Genomic DNA, 16,774 nt, shown 5'->3' on the forward strand with positions numbered 1-16,774 from the left:
CCTCCATAGCTTATAAAAGGAAGGGTGATTCCCGTAATCGGCATGATACCGATCAGCATCCCGATGTTTTCGAAAACTTGAAACAAAAACATAGCAGAAATTCCACCAATGATATAAATGCCTGTTTGGCTTCGAATGTTAAGTGCGATAGTGATCATTCGATAAATGAGAAGAAAATAAAGGAAGAGTAACGCAGATGCGCCAACAAATCCAAATTCTTCTCCCACTACAACGAATATGGAATCTGCATAGGTATATGGAACCTGACCACTCTGGACCGAAGTTCCATGCAGATAGCCATCTCCTTCTAACGAGCCTGATCCGATTGCTTTGACCGATTGTTTCATGTGATAAGTTGCTTTTTCAGAAGCTTGCTCTGGCAAAAGGACGGCATCCACCCTATCCAACCAGTACTCTTTATGTTTGGATGCCAAGAATTGCTTTACTTCCACATGGTATTCGATATAGCTCCAGAGGGAGCTTCCGATTACGACTATCATAATTACTAGGCCTATCCAGGCATGCTTGTAGTTAATATGCCCGAACCAGCAGACCACAATAAAAATAACCAAATACGCAATGGAATTACCGAGATCTGGTTGCATTAGAACTAAGAGAAAAGGAACTAATGTTATAACACCCATAGGCAGTATTTCCTTGAACAGCCTATGCGTCTCGACTTCTCTTTTGGATAGAAAATATGATAAAAACAAGATTAAAATGAGCTTACACAGCTCTGCCGGTTGAAAGCCAATCCCACCAGGAAGAATGAACCACCCCTGAGCATTGTTGAGTGTATCCCCTTTAAAAAATAATAAGACCAGCAATCCTACCCCAATGAAATAATATATCGGCGAATAGCGCAATAAGAGTTTATAGTTAAAAAATAGCATTATAAATAAGACCATAAATCCTAGACCGTAAAAATACATCATTTTAATATATGATTGGGAAAAATCTGGCTCAGTCAGTGTTGCGCTGTAGATGCAGAATATACTAATGATCATTAAGATGAGCAGCAGCGACAAAATAATGAAATCCAGCCCTTTAATTATTCTTTTCAACATGAAAGCTAATTGCGATCCTCCGAGGATATTCTCAATAATAAATCACCTATTTCTGGATAAGTTAAGAAAGCTACATATAAGAATATAGAAAACTGTTTAATAAAAAGGAGGGTATTTATTAAATTTTCCTTAAATTTCATTCTTCTGAATCCAGATTGTACCCAGTAAGGGAATTTAGAGCTTTTGTTGCACTAAACTGACCGTCCCTCAAAGACAAAAGCAGCCGATCGTGTCCGGCTGCCTTCATGTCGGGATTGAACTATACTTTCTCGTTAGTTTAACTCAAGAAACTCCAGACGATTACCGAAAGGATTGCAACTGAAAACCATCTACGTATTTAGATTCTGCAATCCAATAAAAGGTGATGTTTGAGCTTTCTCTGGATTGGGTATGTAATAATAGGGCTTTTAGCTGCTTTTATAATCGTTCAGGAGGTGTTCGTAATGAGTAATTCTATTCAACTATTAGACCGTACCTGTAAATTAAAACAGATGAGAAAGCAAGGGCARATTCCGGCAGTCGTATACAGCAGCAGAATGAAAAACGAGCATGTAGCTGTTGAGGAGAAAGTAATCCGCTCCGCACTTAAAAGCAATGCGCACGCGATTCTGGAAGTCGTCCTGCCTTCCAAAAAAAAGCATCCCGTGATGATTCATCAAGTTCAAAAGGACAGTTTAAGCGGACAATTGATGCATATCGATTTTCTGCAAATTAATATGAAAAAGAAGCTTGAGACTGCTGTGGCCGTTCATTTCAGCGGAGAGCCCCTCGGCACCAAAGAAGGCGGCATGCTGCAGATTGAGATGCATGAGGTCCTGATTMGCTGTATGCCAAATAAGCTGCCAAGTTCATTGGATGTGGATATCAGCAAGCTGAGCATAGGCGACAAATTGCATGTTTCCGACTTGGTTGCGGGTAATGATGTAGATATTTTAACAGTTCCGGAAGCAATACTTGTCACCATCCTGGCAGCTCAGAAGCTTGATGAATCACTTGAGCCTGCAGCCGATGTCGCGGAAGGAGAAGGCAAGGTAGAAGTTTAATCAAGTAAGGAGCGACCCAGAAACGCCGCCTTCGATAAACGCTACCTGCAGCTCCGGAAATATCTCTAATACGCCTTCGAAAATAAAGCTGGTCATATGAGCCATGTAAGCTTGCGTACGGGCAGCGCGGTATTCAATATAGTAAGGCCGCAATTCCGGTAGCGGCTTCACATTCTATCGAGTAATTTGTCTGGTGACAAGAGAACCAATGAAGTATCTTAACGCATTAATAGCCAGTTTGGAAGAATATTATGCGAAATCTCGGGAAGGATTAAATTCTCCAATGCATACAGGGAGCAACTGCCGCAGCAGTGCTCCMTCTTTGTTAACTCAATCCACCTTTTAGAGTGCCGTTACCTTCTTTGAACTCTCATCTATCCGTTAACGCAGCGATTACCAACCATAAGCCTTTTAATCATTCAACAAATACGAATATTTCTCCAACATTCTATTTAAATAATTACGAAATTCTTCAACATATTTTTTGGGCTCTAAGATTTCTATATTTGTACCGAGGCTTGCTAAGAATTGAAAGCCAATACTATTCTGAGGAACATGGATGGTGGCTAAGAAATAGTCAGAACTATAGTTTTCAATACTCTTTCGACCGTACCTTTCAATGAATTGATCTTTTATGCTAGGCGAAATCAACGCCTTAATAGCGACTAGTTGCGGTTGATAACTTGCATCATGTTCTTGTTCCAATGAATAAACTCTAGGGTTAAATGTGTTTTCATCCATATGAAAATGATCGATCCTGGATAATTTAAATGTTCTATATCTCTGACGATGTAAACAGAATCCCTTCAAGTACCAGCTAGCTTCGCTAAAATGAAGCAAGTATGGCTCCACAATTCTATTTGTAGTGGTGCCATTTTTATCTATGTAATCAAATGAAACTAACTTTCTCTTTAATATCGATTCTTGGCATAATTTCAAGGTTTGAAGAATTTCAGACCGGCCCTCCCACTCATAAAAAGACAGATGGATTGAACCTTTCGGAGTCAATGGATTAACCATGGCTTCTATTTTTTTTATAGTCACTTCAACTTCTTTGCTAACTAGAATTTGTTCCAATCCGCCGAGCGCAGTCAATATATTCTCCAAGTCGGAGTTGCTTAAAAGGCGTTTATCAACCTTGTATTCATCCATCATACAATATCCGCCATTGATTCCATTGATAGAATAGATCGGGATGTTTGATAAACTCAGTGTTTCCATATCACGAAGAATCATCCTTTTGGAAACGTTAAATAATTGTGCGAATTCATTTGCAGTAACGACATTTTTTTTCAGCAAAATCATGATTATAGAAATTAATCTCTCAACCTTGTCCATACTTCCCMCTCTTCTTCTCTACTTCATCGAAGAACAGTGACATACTGCTGTCACCTTTTGTGGATTATACTACATTTATCACAAGAAGGAGGTAATATTTTATGTCAGCTATTACATATTTAAACTTTGATGGAATCGCAGAACAAGCGATTGAATTTTATTCGGAGGCTTTACATGCGATCGAGGTGAAAAAGGTAAAATTCAGCGATTTCCCCCAAGATCCAAACTATCCATTGCCAGAAAATGAATTAAATATGATCATGGAAGCTTCAATCGAATTTGCAGGTGGAAAAGTCATGATGTCAGATCTTCTGCCTTCAATGAAGGGTGTAACTGGCGAGTTAGTTAAAGGAAACAATATACTAATTAGTATCGTTATTGATGATAAACAAACATTGGAAAATTACTTTTCTAATTTGTCTGTAGGTGGTTATGTTATCATGCCGTTATCAGAGGTGCCTTGGTCTTCCTGCTTCGGGATGTTAGCTGATAAATTTGGTGTTGTATGGAAATTTAATAGTGACGCAAATAAGTTCCTTGATAAAGTTATTTCCAACAAACAGTAACTCGTTAAAAAATGGCCTGTTCAATTAAAGGCCATTTTTTTATTGCATTTAAGGTCAATTCCGACACGTCCTCGATACTTCCGTTGCCGAGTTCGCCACTATTAAACTCAAAGGGGCTATAGAGCAACAAAAAACTAGTGTGAATGTGGGTATGATTCCCGTAGTTCGAAGACTTATTCTTAAGGTATGCCAGTCTGCTTAAAGTTCTAAAGTAATTGAACGTTCAAATCACAACAATTCAAAGGATAAGTAAACGCTACTGAAATTGATAATGAAAAGAGTCCTTACTTAACACTTTAAAATGAAATCCTTGCTTAAGCAAACCTTCAATGATCGTAGGTAAAGCCTCGACCGTTGTTGTTTTCACTTTGACATCGTGCATCAATATAATAGCTTCTTTCTTATTTTTACTAGCACTTAGTACAGCATCGATGATCTCATTCTTTGGTTGAACGGTCCTAGCTGCATCGGTGGAACTCACATTCCAATCCATATAATCGTAGCCCTCCCTACTCATTTCATTTATTATGCGCGGCATAATATTGGGGCCCCCGAAATGTCGGCTAACAAGATTATTAGATCCACCTGGATAACGGAGCAAGTTCGACCTTACACCGATCGTTTGCTCCAACAGCCTTTCGAGCCGCTCTGTATCTTTGGAGAACGCCTGAACGGATTCATAAAGAGAATGATAGTTATGTGTGTAGGTATGGTTACCAATGACATGTCCATCTGCATGGATAAGTCGATATAACCGTTTTCCCTCGAGAGATGAATTTCCGATCACAAAAAATGTTGCATGAACGTTATATCTGCGTAAAATTTGTAAGATTCGTTCTGTATTCTCAGAAGGCCCGTCATCAAAGGTCAAATAGGCATTTTTGGGCCATTGCGGATCACTTAAAACAGGATGTGAAACATACATTGCGTGATCTGTTGGATTCTGACAACAAGTAAGCGTTGCTAAAATAAGAAAAGCTACAATTGCCTTGAATTCTAAACGTTTCTTATACATGGATACATCCCCCTTAAAAGGATTTGATCCTAGTATGATTGATCGGTATGTTGTCTAGTCTTCCATTATATGGATCGAATATCCTTTAATAAATTATTATTGTCCTCGTGTATTTTTTTTCTAGGAAATGAAAAAATAACAACGTACTCATATGAGCATGGGAGGATAGTTGATATGTTGTTGGAAACAATTCTCCGGACGGTGGTTGCTTTCGTACTTATTATGTTAATCACGCGAGTTCTCGGAAAACACACGATAGCGCGAATGACTTACAATGATTTTGTAGCTTCAATCACTCTAGGGGCCATAATCGGTAATTTAGCCTTTAATACTCACTTGAAGACTTGGAATCTTATCACTTCTTTTTTGATCTTCAGTGGCATAGCCTATCTCATCTCTGTTATTTCCTTGAAGAGCCGCAAAATCAGAAAATGGTTTGCCGGAAAACCGACAGTCGTAATCGAAAATGGAAAAATTTTGGAACAGAACTTAAGAAAAATTCAATTTACACTCGACACTTTAAATCAAGAATTGCGAGAAAAGGACATTTTTGATATCGAAGAAGTACAATATGCCATCTTAGAGCTTAACGGGAAACTATCGGTGCTCAAAAAGCCAGAATATCGTCCCCTTATACAAAAGGATTTGCATTTGCCAAACACAACAAAGATCCAGTTTCCTGTTGAACTAGTTATGGATGGAAAGATTATGGCAGATAATTTACAGCAAATTGGTTTATCGAAAGAATGGCTATCAAAGCAGCTACAGCAGCTCGGTGTTACAGCAGAAGAAGTCTGTTACGCTATCAGAGGAACGCAAGGTAAACTATTTATTGATCTATATCAGGATCAAATCCTGCATCCAATTGATCAGGAGTAATCGTCATTCAAAGAAGTTAGTTTTAACTTCAATAGCATTAAAGAGAAATGGCTCTCCATTTAAGTAATTGTTTATAATAGCTAGGGCGTATGGTTGTTCTGCTTTCAGTCCCTCGGTTTCCCTAGGATCAGGGGCATGGTGACAATAATTTTCAATCATCACCATCACCGCAAACCCTTCTAACACTGTAAACCAATTACCTTCTAGTTTCCTAATACTCTCGTAACCCTTGATGACTAACTCTCTTTGTGCGGGAGCCCCATCCGATCGATTTTGGAAGATGTGGGTTTGGATATTTCCTTTATGATATAGCACATACAATTCTAGGACTTTATATTTCTATCTTTATGAAGAGTAACCATCCATGAGGATATTTGCTCAGCGGCTGATAAATACAAGTTGTATTCAGTTTCACTCAAGAAGCGATTGTAATATCTCGTTAAACGAGTAATCGCTTGCCTAAAACTATGCTCGCCCCAAGTAGGATTAAATCCGAACGATCGCTGCCATGACTACGTTTCTCCAACTATCCATAATATGGATAAGCAACTTCTTAATTTCATCCAAGTTCTCTGAGGCGCTTAACCGCTCATGCCAGCTAAACTCTTGCGCATAACTAGCCAATTCCGAATGGATCTCAACGGCAACGAAGGTTGCTTGTTTGCTTTAGCTGCTATTTTATTTATTTTGCTCGTATTTTGGATATTGCCTCCATGGGTTTTTGTGATCGCTGGTGCAATAAGAGGAATACTTGTTAGTTAAAAATACATCAAGAGGTATGGGGATATTCCCCTTACCTCTTTCCACGCGTACGGCTTTAACTTAACTGCTTCCTCACGTCACCACGCTATTCTGCACGTTACTTGAGGTAAGACAACCAATCCACTTGGATAGCTACTTGATGATTTCCCTTCAATGTGCGAGCCTTAATTCGGCACAACCCGATATACTTTTTTCTTCCCTACTTTTTGCAAAATGCGGGTTGGCACAGATGATATTTTCAACACATCCGTTATCCCTTTTGCATTTTTCGTTAAGGTTAGCATCAAGATTGTTCCTCGCAGTCTAGCGGTATGCCGGGGAATTTCGGTGGAGACGAAATTCCCTAGAGAGGACGCCGCTACCCGATTTCTAGTGAGTCCGTCGATGTCTTTCACCTTAAACATTCTTACCGGATGCAGTACATGTGGATGCGCTCCCAACACTACATTCACACCATTTTTAAACAACACCTGCATGAGCTGGATTTGGTTGCGGTCGGGATAAGTTCGAAATTCTTTCCCGAAATGTAGACAGGCGATGATAAAATCTGTTCTACTCTTCAAGCTGCGGACGTCCGCTATTATTTTTTTCTGATCTAGTCGATTAACTAACCACGGCTCCGGGACTAGGATCCCGTTCGTTCCTTTCGTATAAGCCAATATTCCAATTTTTATTCCCTTTACGTTAACAATCAGTTTCTGGCGGGCATCCCGAGAGGAGCGATACGTGCCAGTATGTCGCAGACCGTGTCGATCGAGGACGTTTAATGTCCGCCTCAAACCGGATAGTTTCCCGTCCATACAATGGTTATTGGCTGTTCCTAATACATTGAAGCCCAAGTTCCGGAGCGCAGCAGCGAATTTGTCCGGGGAGTTGAACAACAGTTTTCCGGGCTCTTCGCGGAAATTGTTGCCGGAAAAGGTCGTCTCCAGATTACCAATAGTTAAATCGGATTTCCGCAGATAGGGTTTCACTTTTGAAAATATAGGGACGAATCCGCCTTCACGTGCGGCCGAGGCGATCATCTGCTTTTTCATCAACAAATCCCCGACTGCTGCGATTGTAATTTGTATCAATCCAGCCACTCCTTTCATGGTTACACCATATGCGATAGAAAAGCAAAATGCTTGTAAGTTGGGCACCCTCGGTACCGCCAAAAAGCCCAAGCCTGGATAGGCTTGAGCTTTACTCGCACGAACCAAGAAGTAATAGAATGGATTCTTCAGAAGATCAATGAGATCGAGCGCAGGAAGGACGAATACGATCATATGCATGTAACGTTGAATTGGATGCTGACATACAGGAAACTGCTGAATGAAGATCCACAGCAAGCTGAGGCTCTGATGGCTGAATTACGTCTTAGATTTAACATCTAACCGGGTAATCGTGAAAAAGCTCTTTGGACGTAATTTCCGTCACAAAAAGCCTCATTTTCTTGGATCGGGATTTGGAACAAATTCGTCAATATCCCCACCTATTAATTATCGTTGTATGGAGTACCTTCAATTAACTTTCAGTTCCGCTTATTCTAACGGCTGACTAACGAGCATGTAATAAAGACCTTTTTCCAGCATTAGCTGCTCATGCTTGGCGCATATAGCTTAAGCAGTAAATTCGCCAAGGTCGATTTTCCTGACCCGCTTCGACCGACAGTTACAGTCGTTTGGCCTGGTGCCATGTMGAACGTAATGTTCTGCAGAATATTCTTCCCGTTGGAATGATAGCGAAACGATACGCGTTCAAAAGTAATCKCCCCCGTAAGCTTCGGCAGCGCTGTCATGTCCTCGAAGGTGTCTAATGCGAGAACAACCTTCTGATTCAGCGCTTTTTCCCTCAGGATGCCATGGCATAGCTCTAGAAGCGCCTGTCAACATTTCTCCGCATACCAAAAAGCAGATACCATGTGACCAGTACCTGCCTCATTAAAGCAAAGCTATTGGACCCTGTCTGTTTGATACAAATCATCCTAACTGATCGGAAGCGCATGTTCCGAGATTGCTATTAGTTCCACAGAACCCGCGTACTTCTTATAGAGCTCCTGCGTAGAAATAGTGGCAATTCTCGGAGACAATAGTTCACTTTTCATTTTTAMTCGATCTCTTCCGTTTGGATGCAGAAGGTATAGTAACAACTTTAAATAAAACTGTGTAACTCTGCTAAATATACCTTTTGGTAGTTCTGTCAAGGTAAAACCTAATTGTTTAGAACCTCTATGTATCATAGTGATTCCGTAAATTGCTTTAACCTTTTCAGGTATGAATTGAACATGTTGTGTGAGCGTGGGCATAAAGCTCTTTACAGCCTGTTTCATTTGTACAGCAAGTTGAAACAAAGAGTCAGATTCGGTAATCAATTGATGTAGTTTCTCATTATTAAAATGAAGTTCAATAACCAGATCTCCGGAATTCAGCTCTTCCCCACTTCCCAATTGGATCGTTTTCCCGTGATATTTGCGTACACGGCTATAGAAAATTTGATTATCCACGTCAATTGGCCGAATATTGAATAGCCAATGGAAAACACGCTCCCATTTTAACCAGATGAAAATGAGAAATTTCTTTGTACGCCGACCAGGTGCTCGCTTTTTAAATTGAAGTAAATGCAAATAAGTATCTATGCGTAGAAAGGTAACCCTTCTCTGTGTGCAGATTTCAAGGAAAGCATCGAGGGCATCCAACATATAATGAGGAGCATCTCTATTCGCCCCAAAAGTCTGCCCACTGTCATGAAGCACGATAATATGATTGGATTGTAGTTTGGCAAGTAACTTTGATTTTATTCGCTCAGTGCCTCCATGGCTTCTCCAATCTTTGACCATTAATGACCAGAAGACCAAACGAAATCGATGTACTAAAAATAAGTCAAAGATATTAATTATACCCCAAGGAGGACGATAATATATCGGTGTTACCCCAATAATGTTCTCAATCGCCGCTACAGAATCTTTCAATTGCTTTCGAACTTTTTGTGGTGTCATAAATGCGTTCGTCCAATGGACATAATTATGAATGCCAATCAGATGACCTTCGTGGTGAATACGTTGGATGAGCTCTGGATACTTCTCTGCTTTAGACCCAAGTACAAAGAAAGTAGCTATGATCTGATATTTGGAGAGAATATCCAACAATTGCGGTGTAAAATCYGGATCAGGACCATCGTCAAAGGTTAGTGCTATGCCGTCCCTGGTCACTTTCTTTTTGTACACCCATAAACCAAGTAAACGAACTGTTAGAGTAGGCAAAATTGTATATAGAAGCAATACTAAGAAAATGCTCCATAACAATGGTTGCAAGCCAATCACATTCTTTCTAGAGAGAGATCAATTATACGATAACTGATAAAGGCAATACTTTTTCAGAAAAATAAGTTGTATTATGTTAGTTTACACTGCCTGGTACTTCGGTATTACAAATATTTCGAAAATTAATCTCATCATAATAATTATTATATTTAAGTTATTGTGGACTTATCTAAGAACTAAATATTAAGTTATTCTTAAGTTAGTCTGTTAAGGTTTCCATACCTTATGTTCAATGAATTCATAAAGACGGATGAAGGAAACCGAAAACTCTTCCAACACTCGCTGACGCATAGTCTTATTAACGATGATTCCTATGACAGTACCAGAAATCGCGCCTCCTACTATATCCAATGGATAGTGAATCCCAGACCATATCCGGGAAAATCCGATGATCGCGGCAAGAACGAACCAAATCCGTCCTTCTTTTCGGCGCCAAAGCCAAATGGAGGACGCTACCGCAAAAGCTGCAGCTGCATGATTACTGGGAAAAGAAGCTGATGCATCGTGTTGAACTAATTGGATGACATGATGAGCCACGAACGGACGATCCCGATGATAAATCGCACCAATAATGTTATTGACTCCTAATGCTATGCCGGCTGAAAGGAGCGTATTCACTACCATTTTCCGATTATCCTGGGTTCGAATAAACCAATAAACAATAACGCCTAAGTAGAATACATAATCTAAATTGTTGGCAAAGAATGCGACCAGAGGATTCAACGCAGAGCACCTATCGGCAAAGTGATTAATCGTTTGAAACCATTGGTAGTCTAATTGAGCTAAATTCATAAGTAACTCCTTCAATCATTATTTTAATCTGGTTGCAAGCTTACTAAAGCAAGATTAAAAACAGATGAGGAAACTGTGTTTGCGATTCAAAAAAAATCAGGACATCCCTAGGAATGTCCTGAATCTTTACAGCGATAATCTTCTTTTTGCTGTTTTAATCCTTCCATAACTATTTCAATATTGTCTTTGAGGCCTGGATACAAGTATTGCGGTGCGGAACGTTTGACAGGCGATTGAAGAAAAGAACTCCTTTCGGAGTCCTCTTCGACGGTGAATAGATTGATGGTACCTTTGCCCTCCCGTTTGGAGGAAAGTGAGTTATTAATTTTCATATGTACGAAGTCTTAGTTCAAAGAAATACTGTACAATTGGATGCTTCAACTTCATCTTCTCGGTCATGTTTAAAATTCGCTTTTTTCCAACTCGTCTGTCAACCAAAGCTAGAATATTCAATAAGATATCATTGCTCTCTATACTTTCCTCTATTGAACTGGATAAAAACTTATTAGCTATGACGACGAAATTTGATTTACTTAATGATGACTGTGCTAACAAAAGCTCTTTTGCATATTCCGATATTTTTCTACTTCTTGCTATTACTTTTAAACGATCCTCCGGAACACTCCCTTTCGTATCTTTTCTAACTGCTTCGATTTCTTCATTGTTAATAGGAATCTGGATATCTGAATCATTCTTAATTTCCAACTCCGTCTGATACCATCTGATTAAGGTATTACTCATGTTGAGTACGTTCTTTTTATCTACCGCAATATAACAAAGTCCCGCTTTATCTGGTAAATAGCGGTAGCTCGTTGAAAGGTATTCGACCCTTCCAAATAGCGCTGGACTGAGAAAGCTCTCCAGTTGTTGTTTCAATTTGCTCCAGGCCATGTTATCCTCCTTTGTTTTATTTTATAAATCAACCATCGAGGCACTCGTTCTAATATCCATAATACAATAACCAACACAACAGTCAAAAAACAACCTTAAACCCAATCCTCCCTCCTCTATATTTGAGAATGTACTAGAACTCGTATTTAAGCATGGTATGTTTGCATTGTAAGTTCATTTTTAGAAACTCAGTTTCAAACAATGAAACATTTGGGGATTGATGAAATGGATACGAAGGAACAGGTGAAAGCCCAATTTGGAGCTAACGCTTCTCATAATGTCGCTAGCCCAAATCATGCTAAACTTGCCAGAAGCGGATCGGCAGCAGCTTAAGGTCCGTAGCGAGAACGGCAAACTACTCAGCTTCGAGGGAAGCTACATGATGTTGAAAGCACGGAAGGCTTAAATCGTCTAGTTAGTGTACTCCGCGAGGTTGGTGAATCAAGTCATTCTCAGTGCTTAAGTTGCACAACAAAAAGCCGCGTATTTGGTATTCCCTCATACCAAATACGCGGCTAAACGGTAATTCTGTTTTAAACCTTAAATTTATTCTTCGTTATTTTCCATCCATTGAAAATGATAACTTCCCTCTTTATCAATTCGCTCGAACGTATGCGCTCCAAAATAATCTCTTTGCGCTTGTAGCAAATTAGCCGGCAATCGCTCTGTACGATAGCTGTCGTAATATGCTAGAGCGGAAGCAAACCCTGGAATGGGTATCCCTCTCGTTACGGCAATCGCAATTACTTTTCTCCAAGCACCTTGATAGTTAGTAACGATTTCACCGAAATATCCATCTAATAAAAGGTTTTTCAGAGCTGGATCCCGATCATAAGCGTCTTTTATATTTTGTAAAAATCTTGCACGAATAATACAGCCTCCGCGGAAAATCATCGCAATGCTGCCATAGTTCAGATTCCAATTATATTCATCGGAAGCAGCTCTCATTTGAGCAAAGCCTTGTGCATAGGAAGCAATTTTACTGGCGTACAAAGCTTGGCGAACGGCTTCGATGAACGCCTTAGGTTCTCCATCAAAGCTTGATACCGCTGGTCCACTAAGTCGTTTGCTCGCCGCTACACGTTCTTCTTTCATAGCCGAGATGAACCGCGCGAACACGGATTCAGTAATAATGGACAATGGAACCCCTAAATCCAATGCACTTTGACTTGTCCATTTTCCGGTACCTTTTTGTCCGGCCGAATCGAGAATGACATCTACCATCGGTTTGCCTGTATCCGGATCTATCTTCGAGAAAATGTCAGCCGTGATTTCCATTAAATAACTATCCAGCTCACCATTGTTCCATTCGGTGAAAATCTCATGAAGCTCACTAGTAGTTAAGTTCAGTACATCCTTTAGCAAGTGATACGCTTCGCCTATGAGCTGCATGTCTCCGTATTCGATCCCATTGTGTACCATTTTGACATAATGACCAGCCCCATCTTCTCCGATATACGTCGAGCACGGATCGCCATTCACCTTTGCCGAAATTGYAGTCAAGATAGGCTCAACAAGTTCATACGCGTCCTTTTGGCCGCCTGGCATAATCGCCGGACCATTCAGGGCTCCCTCCTCACCGCCTGAAACACCTGCACCAATAAAGCGGAATCCTTTCGCTTGTAGATCCTTATTTCTTCTTTGTGTATCAGGGAAAAAGGCATTGCCACCGTCGATGAGTATATCCCCTTGACTAAGGTAAGGGACAAGCTGATCAATAGTATCATCTGTTGGTTTTCCCGCTTTTACCATAATTAATATTTTACGTGGCGTTTCAAGCGATTGGACGAATTCTTCCATACTATACGTGCCAATAAAATTCTTGCCTTGCGCTTCCTCCACTAACTCCTTCGTTTTCTCGGGAGAACGGTTATACAAAGCTACCGAGAAGCCTTTACTTTCAATATTCAAAGCTAAGTTCTTCCCCATTACGGCTAATCCAACGACGCCAATTTGCTGTTTATTCATTGTTAGTACCTCCCCGAATGATCTGATGTCTAATCAGCCTTTAACTGCTTTTTTCCAATCTGCCGCGAATTTCTCAAGCCCTTGATCCGTTAAGGGATGCTTGGAAATTTGTTCAATGACGCTGAACGGCACCGTTGCAATATGTGCGCCTGCCATGGCTACACGTGTGACATGATCGGGATGACGAACAGATGCGGCGATGATTTGTGCATCTAAGTTATGAATTCGGAATAGCTCAGCAATCTTGACGACGAGTTGTACGCCGTCTTCGGATATATCATCAAGACGACCTAAGAATGGCGAAACATAGGTAGCACCAGCTCGAGCAGCCAATAAGGCTTGATTTACGGTGAAGATCAAAGTCACGTTTGTTTTGATACCCTTATCGGTTAAATAACGGCAAGCTTCTAAGCCATCCAATGTCATTGGTAATTTAATCGTAATGTTCTTATCGTAATTGTTAATCTTGATAAGCTCTTCCGCTTGAGCAATCATTTCTTCAGCCGTTTCGGCATCTGGCGTAACTTCTGCCGATACGGATTCGACTTTAGGCACTAATTTCAAAATTTCTTCGATGCGATCCTCGAATTTCACGCCTTCTTTGGCTACCAAGGATGGGTTAGTCGTCACTCCAGACAGAACTCCAACTTTATATGCTTTCTTGATATCCGCTACATTTGCGCTGTCGATGAAAAGTTTCATAATAAATTACCTCCATAAATTTAAGTTAGTTTTTGAACTGTGAGCCAGTTGGTCATTACGAATGACTTAGAAGCTCTTTCGATAAATGAACGACGTTATCTACAGAGAATCCGAAATATGCCATGACATCAGGTCCTGAGCCCGATGCACCAAAAGTTTGGATCGCGATCATTTGTCCTTGCGGACCAACATAACGCTCCCACCCCATTGAAATACCAGCTTCAATTGATATGCGTTTGGTGACGGAAGCAGGAAGAACGGTTTCTTTATAAGCAGCTGTCTGACGTTCAAAAATTTCCATACTAGGCATGGCTACGACTCTGACAGATAGTTGATCCTTCTCTAACTCTCGTTTCGCATTCACAGCCAAGGAAACTTCGGATCCGGTACTGATCAGAATCAGATCTGGACGATCGTTGGTTTCCGTCAAAATGTAAGCACCCTTCTTCACCTCTACCAAATTTGCTTTCGTTGCACTGTAAACGGGAAGGTTTTGTCTACTTAGCACAAGTGCTACCGGCCCATTMTTGTTCTGCAAAGCATACGCCCATGCGCTCGCTGTCTCGTTGGCGTCACTCGGCCGAATAACTGTTAGGCCGGGAATCGTCCTCAGAGCAGCCAAGTGCTCGACAGGCTCATGTGTCGGGCCATCCTCGCCAACTGCAATCGAATCATGCGTGAATACATAAATAATTGGCAGTTTCTGCAAGGCAGCCAATCGAATGGACGGTCGCAGATAATCACTAAAAACGAAGAAAGTACTTACAAAAGGGATAACGCCGCCATGCAAGGCCATGCCGTTACCTGCCGCACCCATCGCGTGCTCACGTACCCCGAAATATACATTTCGTCCTTCATAGGAGCCTGCGCCGAAAGTTTTTTCTCCAATGATATCTGTCATCGTCGAATGCGATAAATCGGCGCTTCCACCGAACAAAGAAGGTACATGTTTCAGAAAATGATTAATCGCGTTCCCACTAGCTACACGAGTGGATATGGTTTTCGATTCATCAAATGTCAGAATATCCGAAGTTTCAATCAGGACTTTCCCTTCTATGGCATTCTCAAGTTCTAGTCCAAGTTCTGGATACGACGTTTTATATGAAACGATCAGTTGATTCCATTCATCTTCCTTAGCATGTCCGAGAAGCTTCAAATGATCAAAGTGAGACTGAACATCGTCAGGAACAGTGAATTCATCATGCTGCCAACCGTAGAATTCTTTTGTCGCTTTGGCTTCTTCGGCCCCGAGTGGGTTACCATGTGCTTTATTCGTTCCTGCAACTTTAGGGCTTCCATACCCAATGATCGTTCGTATTTCGATTAAAGCAGGTCTCGTGGTATCTTGCTTTGCAAGTTCGATCGCTTTCGTGATTTCCGCGATATCATTGCCATCCTCAACTCGCAAGTATTGCCAATTCGCAGACTCTGCTCGTAACTTTGCCTGATCGGAATATGAAACATTAAGAGCCCCATCTAAGGAAATATCATTGGAATCATATAAAACGATCAATTTATCCAGCTTCATATGTCCAGCCATCGACATCGCTTCGTAGGAGATGCCCTCCATCAGGCAGCCGTCTCCAACAAGTGCATACGTATAATGGTCAATGACCGGGAAGGTATCTTTGTTAAATTTCGCGGCCAAATGCGCTTCAGCCATTGCCATCCCTACAGCCATCGCAATCCCTTGTCCTAAAGGACCTGTCGTTGCGTCAACACCATCTGTATGCCCATATTCCGGATGGCCTGGCGTTTTACTTTCAAGTTTACGAAATTGTTTTAGATCATCTATCGACACCTGATACCCCGATACATGCAGCAAACTATAGAGAAGTGCTGAGCCGTGTCCCGCGGACAAAACGAATCGATCGCGATTAAACCATTTGGCGTGGAATGGATTATGTTTTAAATGTTTTGCCCATAATGCGTAGGCCATCGGGGCTGCTCCCATCGGCAGTCCAGGATGTCCCGAATTTGCTCTGTTGATCGCATCGATCGATAAAGTTCGAATCGTGTTCACGGATAGTTGATCAATTGGTGTATTCATAAGTATAGGACTCTCCTTTGGTTGCATCGTTATTTGATACTTTTTTTGAATCGAACCACCAATGGAAGCCGTCTCTCTCAAGCAATTCATTAGCTTCTTGCGGTCCGTATGATCCTGCTGGGTAGATATGAAGCGGGATCAGATTATCTTGATAAGCGTCTAAGATAGGCTGTACCCATTCCCATGACAATTCCACTTCATTCCAATGGGTAAAGTAGGTTTTATCGCCAAGTAACGCATCATGAATGAGTGTTTCATAGGCATCCTTAACGTTTACTCCTTTTTTCATGAAGCTTAGTTGGCTTCTGAGCGATGTTTCAACGTCTGTAAACTCCAGATCCGATTGACTTTTAAGAAAGTAAATGCCTTCCTCGGGACCAATTTCTATGATCAAGAGATC

At 40.9% G+C, this 16,774-nt stretch carries 16 protein-coding genes and 1 pseudogene; 4 read left to right on the forward strand and 13 right to left on the reverse strand.

The features are described from left to right. The coding region (locus AC1DLM_RS31840; RefSeq protein ID WP_477572217.1) for an FtsW/RodA/SpoVE family cell cycle protein at positions 1-1,067 on the reverse strand (1,067 nt) is incomplete at its 3' end. Between the two features lie 443 nt (positions 1,068-1,510). Between AC1DLM_RS31840 and AC1DLM_RS31845 the strand changes: the two genes are divergently transcribed. Further along, positions 1,511-2,110 (forward strand): 50S ribosomal protein L25, encoded by a 600-nt coding sequence (locus AC1DLM_RS31845; protein ID WP_477572218.1) that lies wholly within the window; start codon positions 1,511-1,513, stop codon positions 2,108-2,110. 411 nt (positions 2,111-2,521) lie between these two features. Here the strand turns inward: AC1DLM_RS31845 and AC1DLM_RS31850 are convergent, their stop codons facing one another. Continuing rightward, on the reverse strand, positions 2,522-3,448 hold the full coding sequence (locus AC1DLM_RS31850; protein WP_477572219.1) for a helix-turn-helix transcriptional regulator: 927 nt from the start codon (positions 3,446-3,448) through the stop codon (positions 2,522-2,524). 101 nt (positions 3,449-3,549) lie between these two features. Here AC1DLM_RS31850 and AC1DLM_RS31855 point away from each other — a divergent pair, with 101 nt between their 5' ends. After that, the gene (locus AC1DLM_RS31855; protein ID WP_477572220.1) at positions 3,550-4,014 is read left to right on the forward strand and encodes a VOC family protein; all 465 of its coding nucleotides are present in this window, start codon (positions 3,550-3,552) and stop codon (positions 4,012-4,014) included. 256 nt (positions 4,015-4,270) lie between these two features. On the opposite strand, the gene AC1DLM_RS31860 is transcribed toward AC1DLM_RS31855, so the two are convergent. Next, positions 4,271-5,029, reverse strand: a complete 759-nt coding sequence (locus AC1DLM_RS31860) for a polysaccharide deacetylase family protein (protein ID WP_477572221.1) — start codon at positions 5,027-5,029, stop codon at positions 4,271-4,273. 174 nt (positions 5,030-5,203) lie between these two features. Between AC1DLM_RS31860 and AC1DLM_RS31865 the strand changes: the two genes are divergently transcribed. Continuing rightward, a complete protein-coding gene (locus AC1DLM_RS31865; RefSeq protein WP_441992488.1) occupies positions 5,204-5,908 on the forward strand; it encodes a DUF421 domain-containing protein in 705 nt (234 codons plus the stop codon). A gap of 3 nt (positions 5,909-5,911) precedes the next feature. On the opposite strand, the gene AC1DLM_RS31870 is transcribed toward AC1DLM_RS31865, so the two are convergent. From AC1DLM_RS31870 to AC1DLM_RS31895, 6 genes are all read right to left on the reverse strand, one after another. Then, positions 5,912-6,076, reverse strand: coding sequence for a hypothetical protein (locus AC1DLM_RS31870; RefSeq protein WP_441992489.1), 165 nt, complete (start codon positions 6,074-6,076; stop codon positions 5,912-5,914). Between the two features lie 758 nt (positions 6,077-6,834). After that, the gene (locus tag AC1DLM_RS31875) at positions 6,835-8,001 is read right to left on the reverse strand and encodes a CapA family protein (RefSeq protein WP_477572222.1); all 1,167 of its coding nucleotides are present in this window, start codon (positions 7,999-8,001) and stop codon (positions 6,835-6,837) included. Between the two features lie 242 nt (positions 8,002-8,243). Continuing rightward, positions 8,244-8,450, reverse strand: a complete 207-nt coding sequence (locus AC1DLM_RS31880; protein WP_477572223.1) for an ATP-binding cassette domain-containing protein — start codon at positions 8,448-8,450, stop codon at positions 8,244-8,246. Positions 8,451-8,636: 186 nt separating this feature from the next. Continuing rightward, positions 8,637-9,929 (reverse strand): polysaccharide deacetylase family protein, encoded by a 1,293-nt coding sequence (locus AC1DLM_RS31885; protein ID WP_477572224.1) that lies wholly within the window; start codon positions 9,927-9,929, stop codon positions 8,637-8,639. A gap of 249 nt (positions 9,930-10,178) precedes the next feature. After that, a complete protein-coding gene (locus AC1DLM_RS31890; RefSeq protein WP_477572225.1) occupies positions 10,179-10,763 on the reverse strand; it encodes an undecaprenyl-diphosphatase in 585 nt (194 codons plus the stop codon). Positions 10,764-11,084: 321 nt separating this feature from the next. Beyond that, positions 11,085-11,654 (reverse strand): SF0329 family protein, encoded by a 570-nt coding sequence (locus AC1DLM_RS31895; RefSeq protein ID WP_441992495.1) that lies wholly within the window; start codon positions 11,652-11,654, stop codon positions 11,085-11,087. 256 nt (positions 11,655-11,910) lie between these two features. Here AC1DLM_RS31895 and AC1DLM_RS31900 point away from each other — a divergent pair, with 256 nt between their 5' ends. Beyond that, the gene (locus tag AC1DLM_RS31900; protein ID WP_477572226.1) at positions 11,911-12,060 is read left to right on the forward strand and encodes a hypothetical protein; all 150 of its coding nucleotides are present in this window, start codon (positions 11,911-11,913) and stop codon (positions 12,058-12,060) included. Positions 12,061-12,200: 140 nt separating this feature from the next. Here the strand turns inward: AC1DLM_RS31900 and gndA are convergent, their stop codons facing one another. From gndA to AC1DLM_RS31920, 4 genes and pseudogenes are all read right to left on the reverse strand, one after another. Continuing rightward, positions 12,201-13,622, reverse strand: a complete 1,422-nt coding sequence (gndA, locus tag AC1DLM_RS31905) for an NADP-dependent phosphogluconate dehydrogenase (RefSeq protein ID WP_477572227.1) — start codon at positions 13,620-13,622, stop codon at positions 12,201-12,203. A 33-nt stretch (positions 13,623-13,655) separates the two neighbouring features. Beyond that, on the reverse strand, positions 13,656-14,324 hold the full coding sequence (fsa, locus tag AC1DLM_RS31910; RefSeq protein ID WP_441992497.1) for a fructose-6-phosphate aldolase: 669 nt from the start codon (positions 14,322-14,324) through the stop codon (positions 13,656-13,658). Positions 14,325-14,379: 55 nt separating this feature from the next. Beyond that, positions 14,380-16,374, reverse strand: a complete 1,995-nt coding sequence (tkt, locus tag AC1DLM_RS31915; protein WP_477572228.1) for a transketolase — start codon at positions 16,372-16,374, stop codon at positions 14,380-14,382. Then, a pseudogene (locus AC1DLM_RS31920) lies at positions 16,358-16,774 on the reverse strand (glucose-6-phosphate dehydrogenase); the annotation flags it as partial. The pseudogene AC1DLM_RS31920 and the gene tkt, both read right to left, overlap by 17 nt.

Source organism: Paenibacillus sp. 01T442 (genome assembly GCF_056398345.1).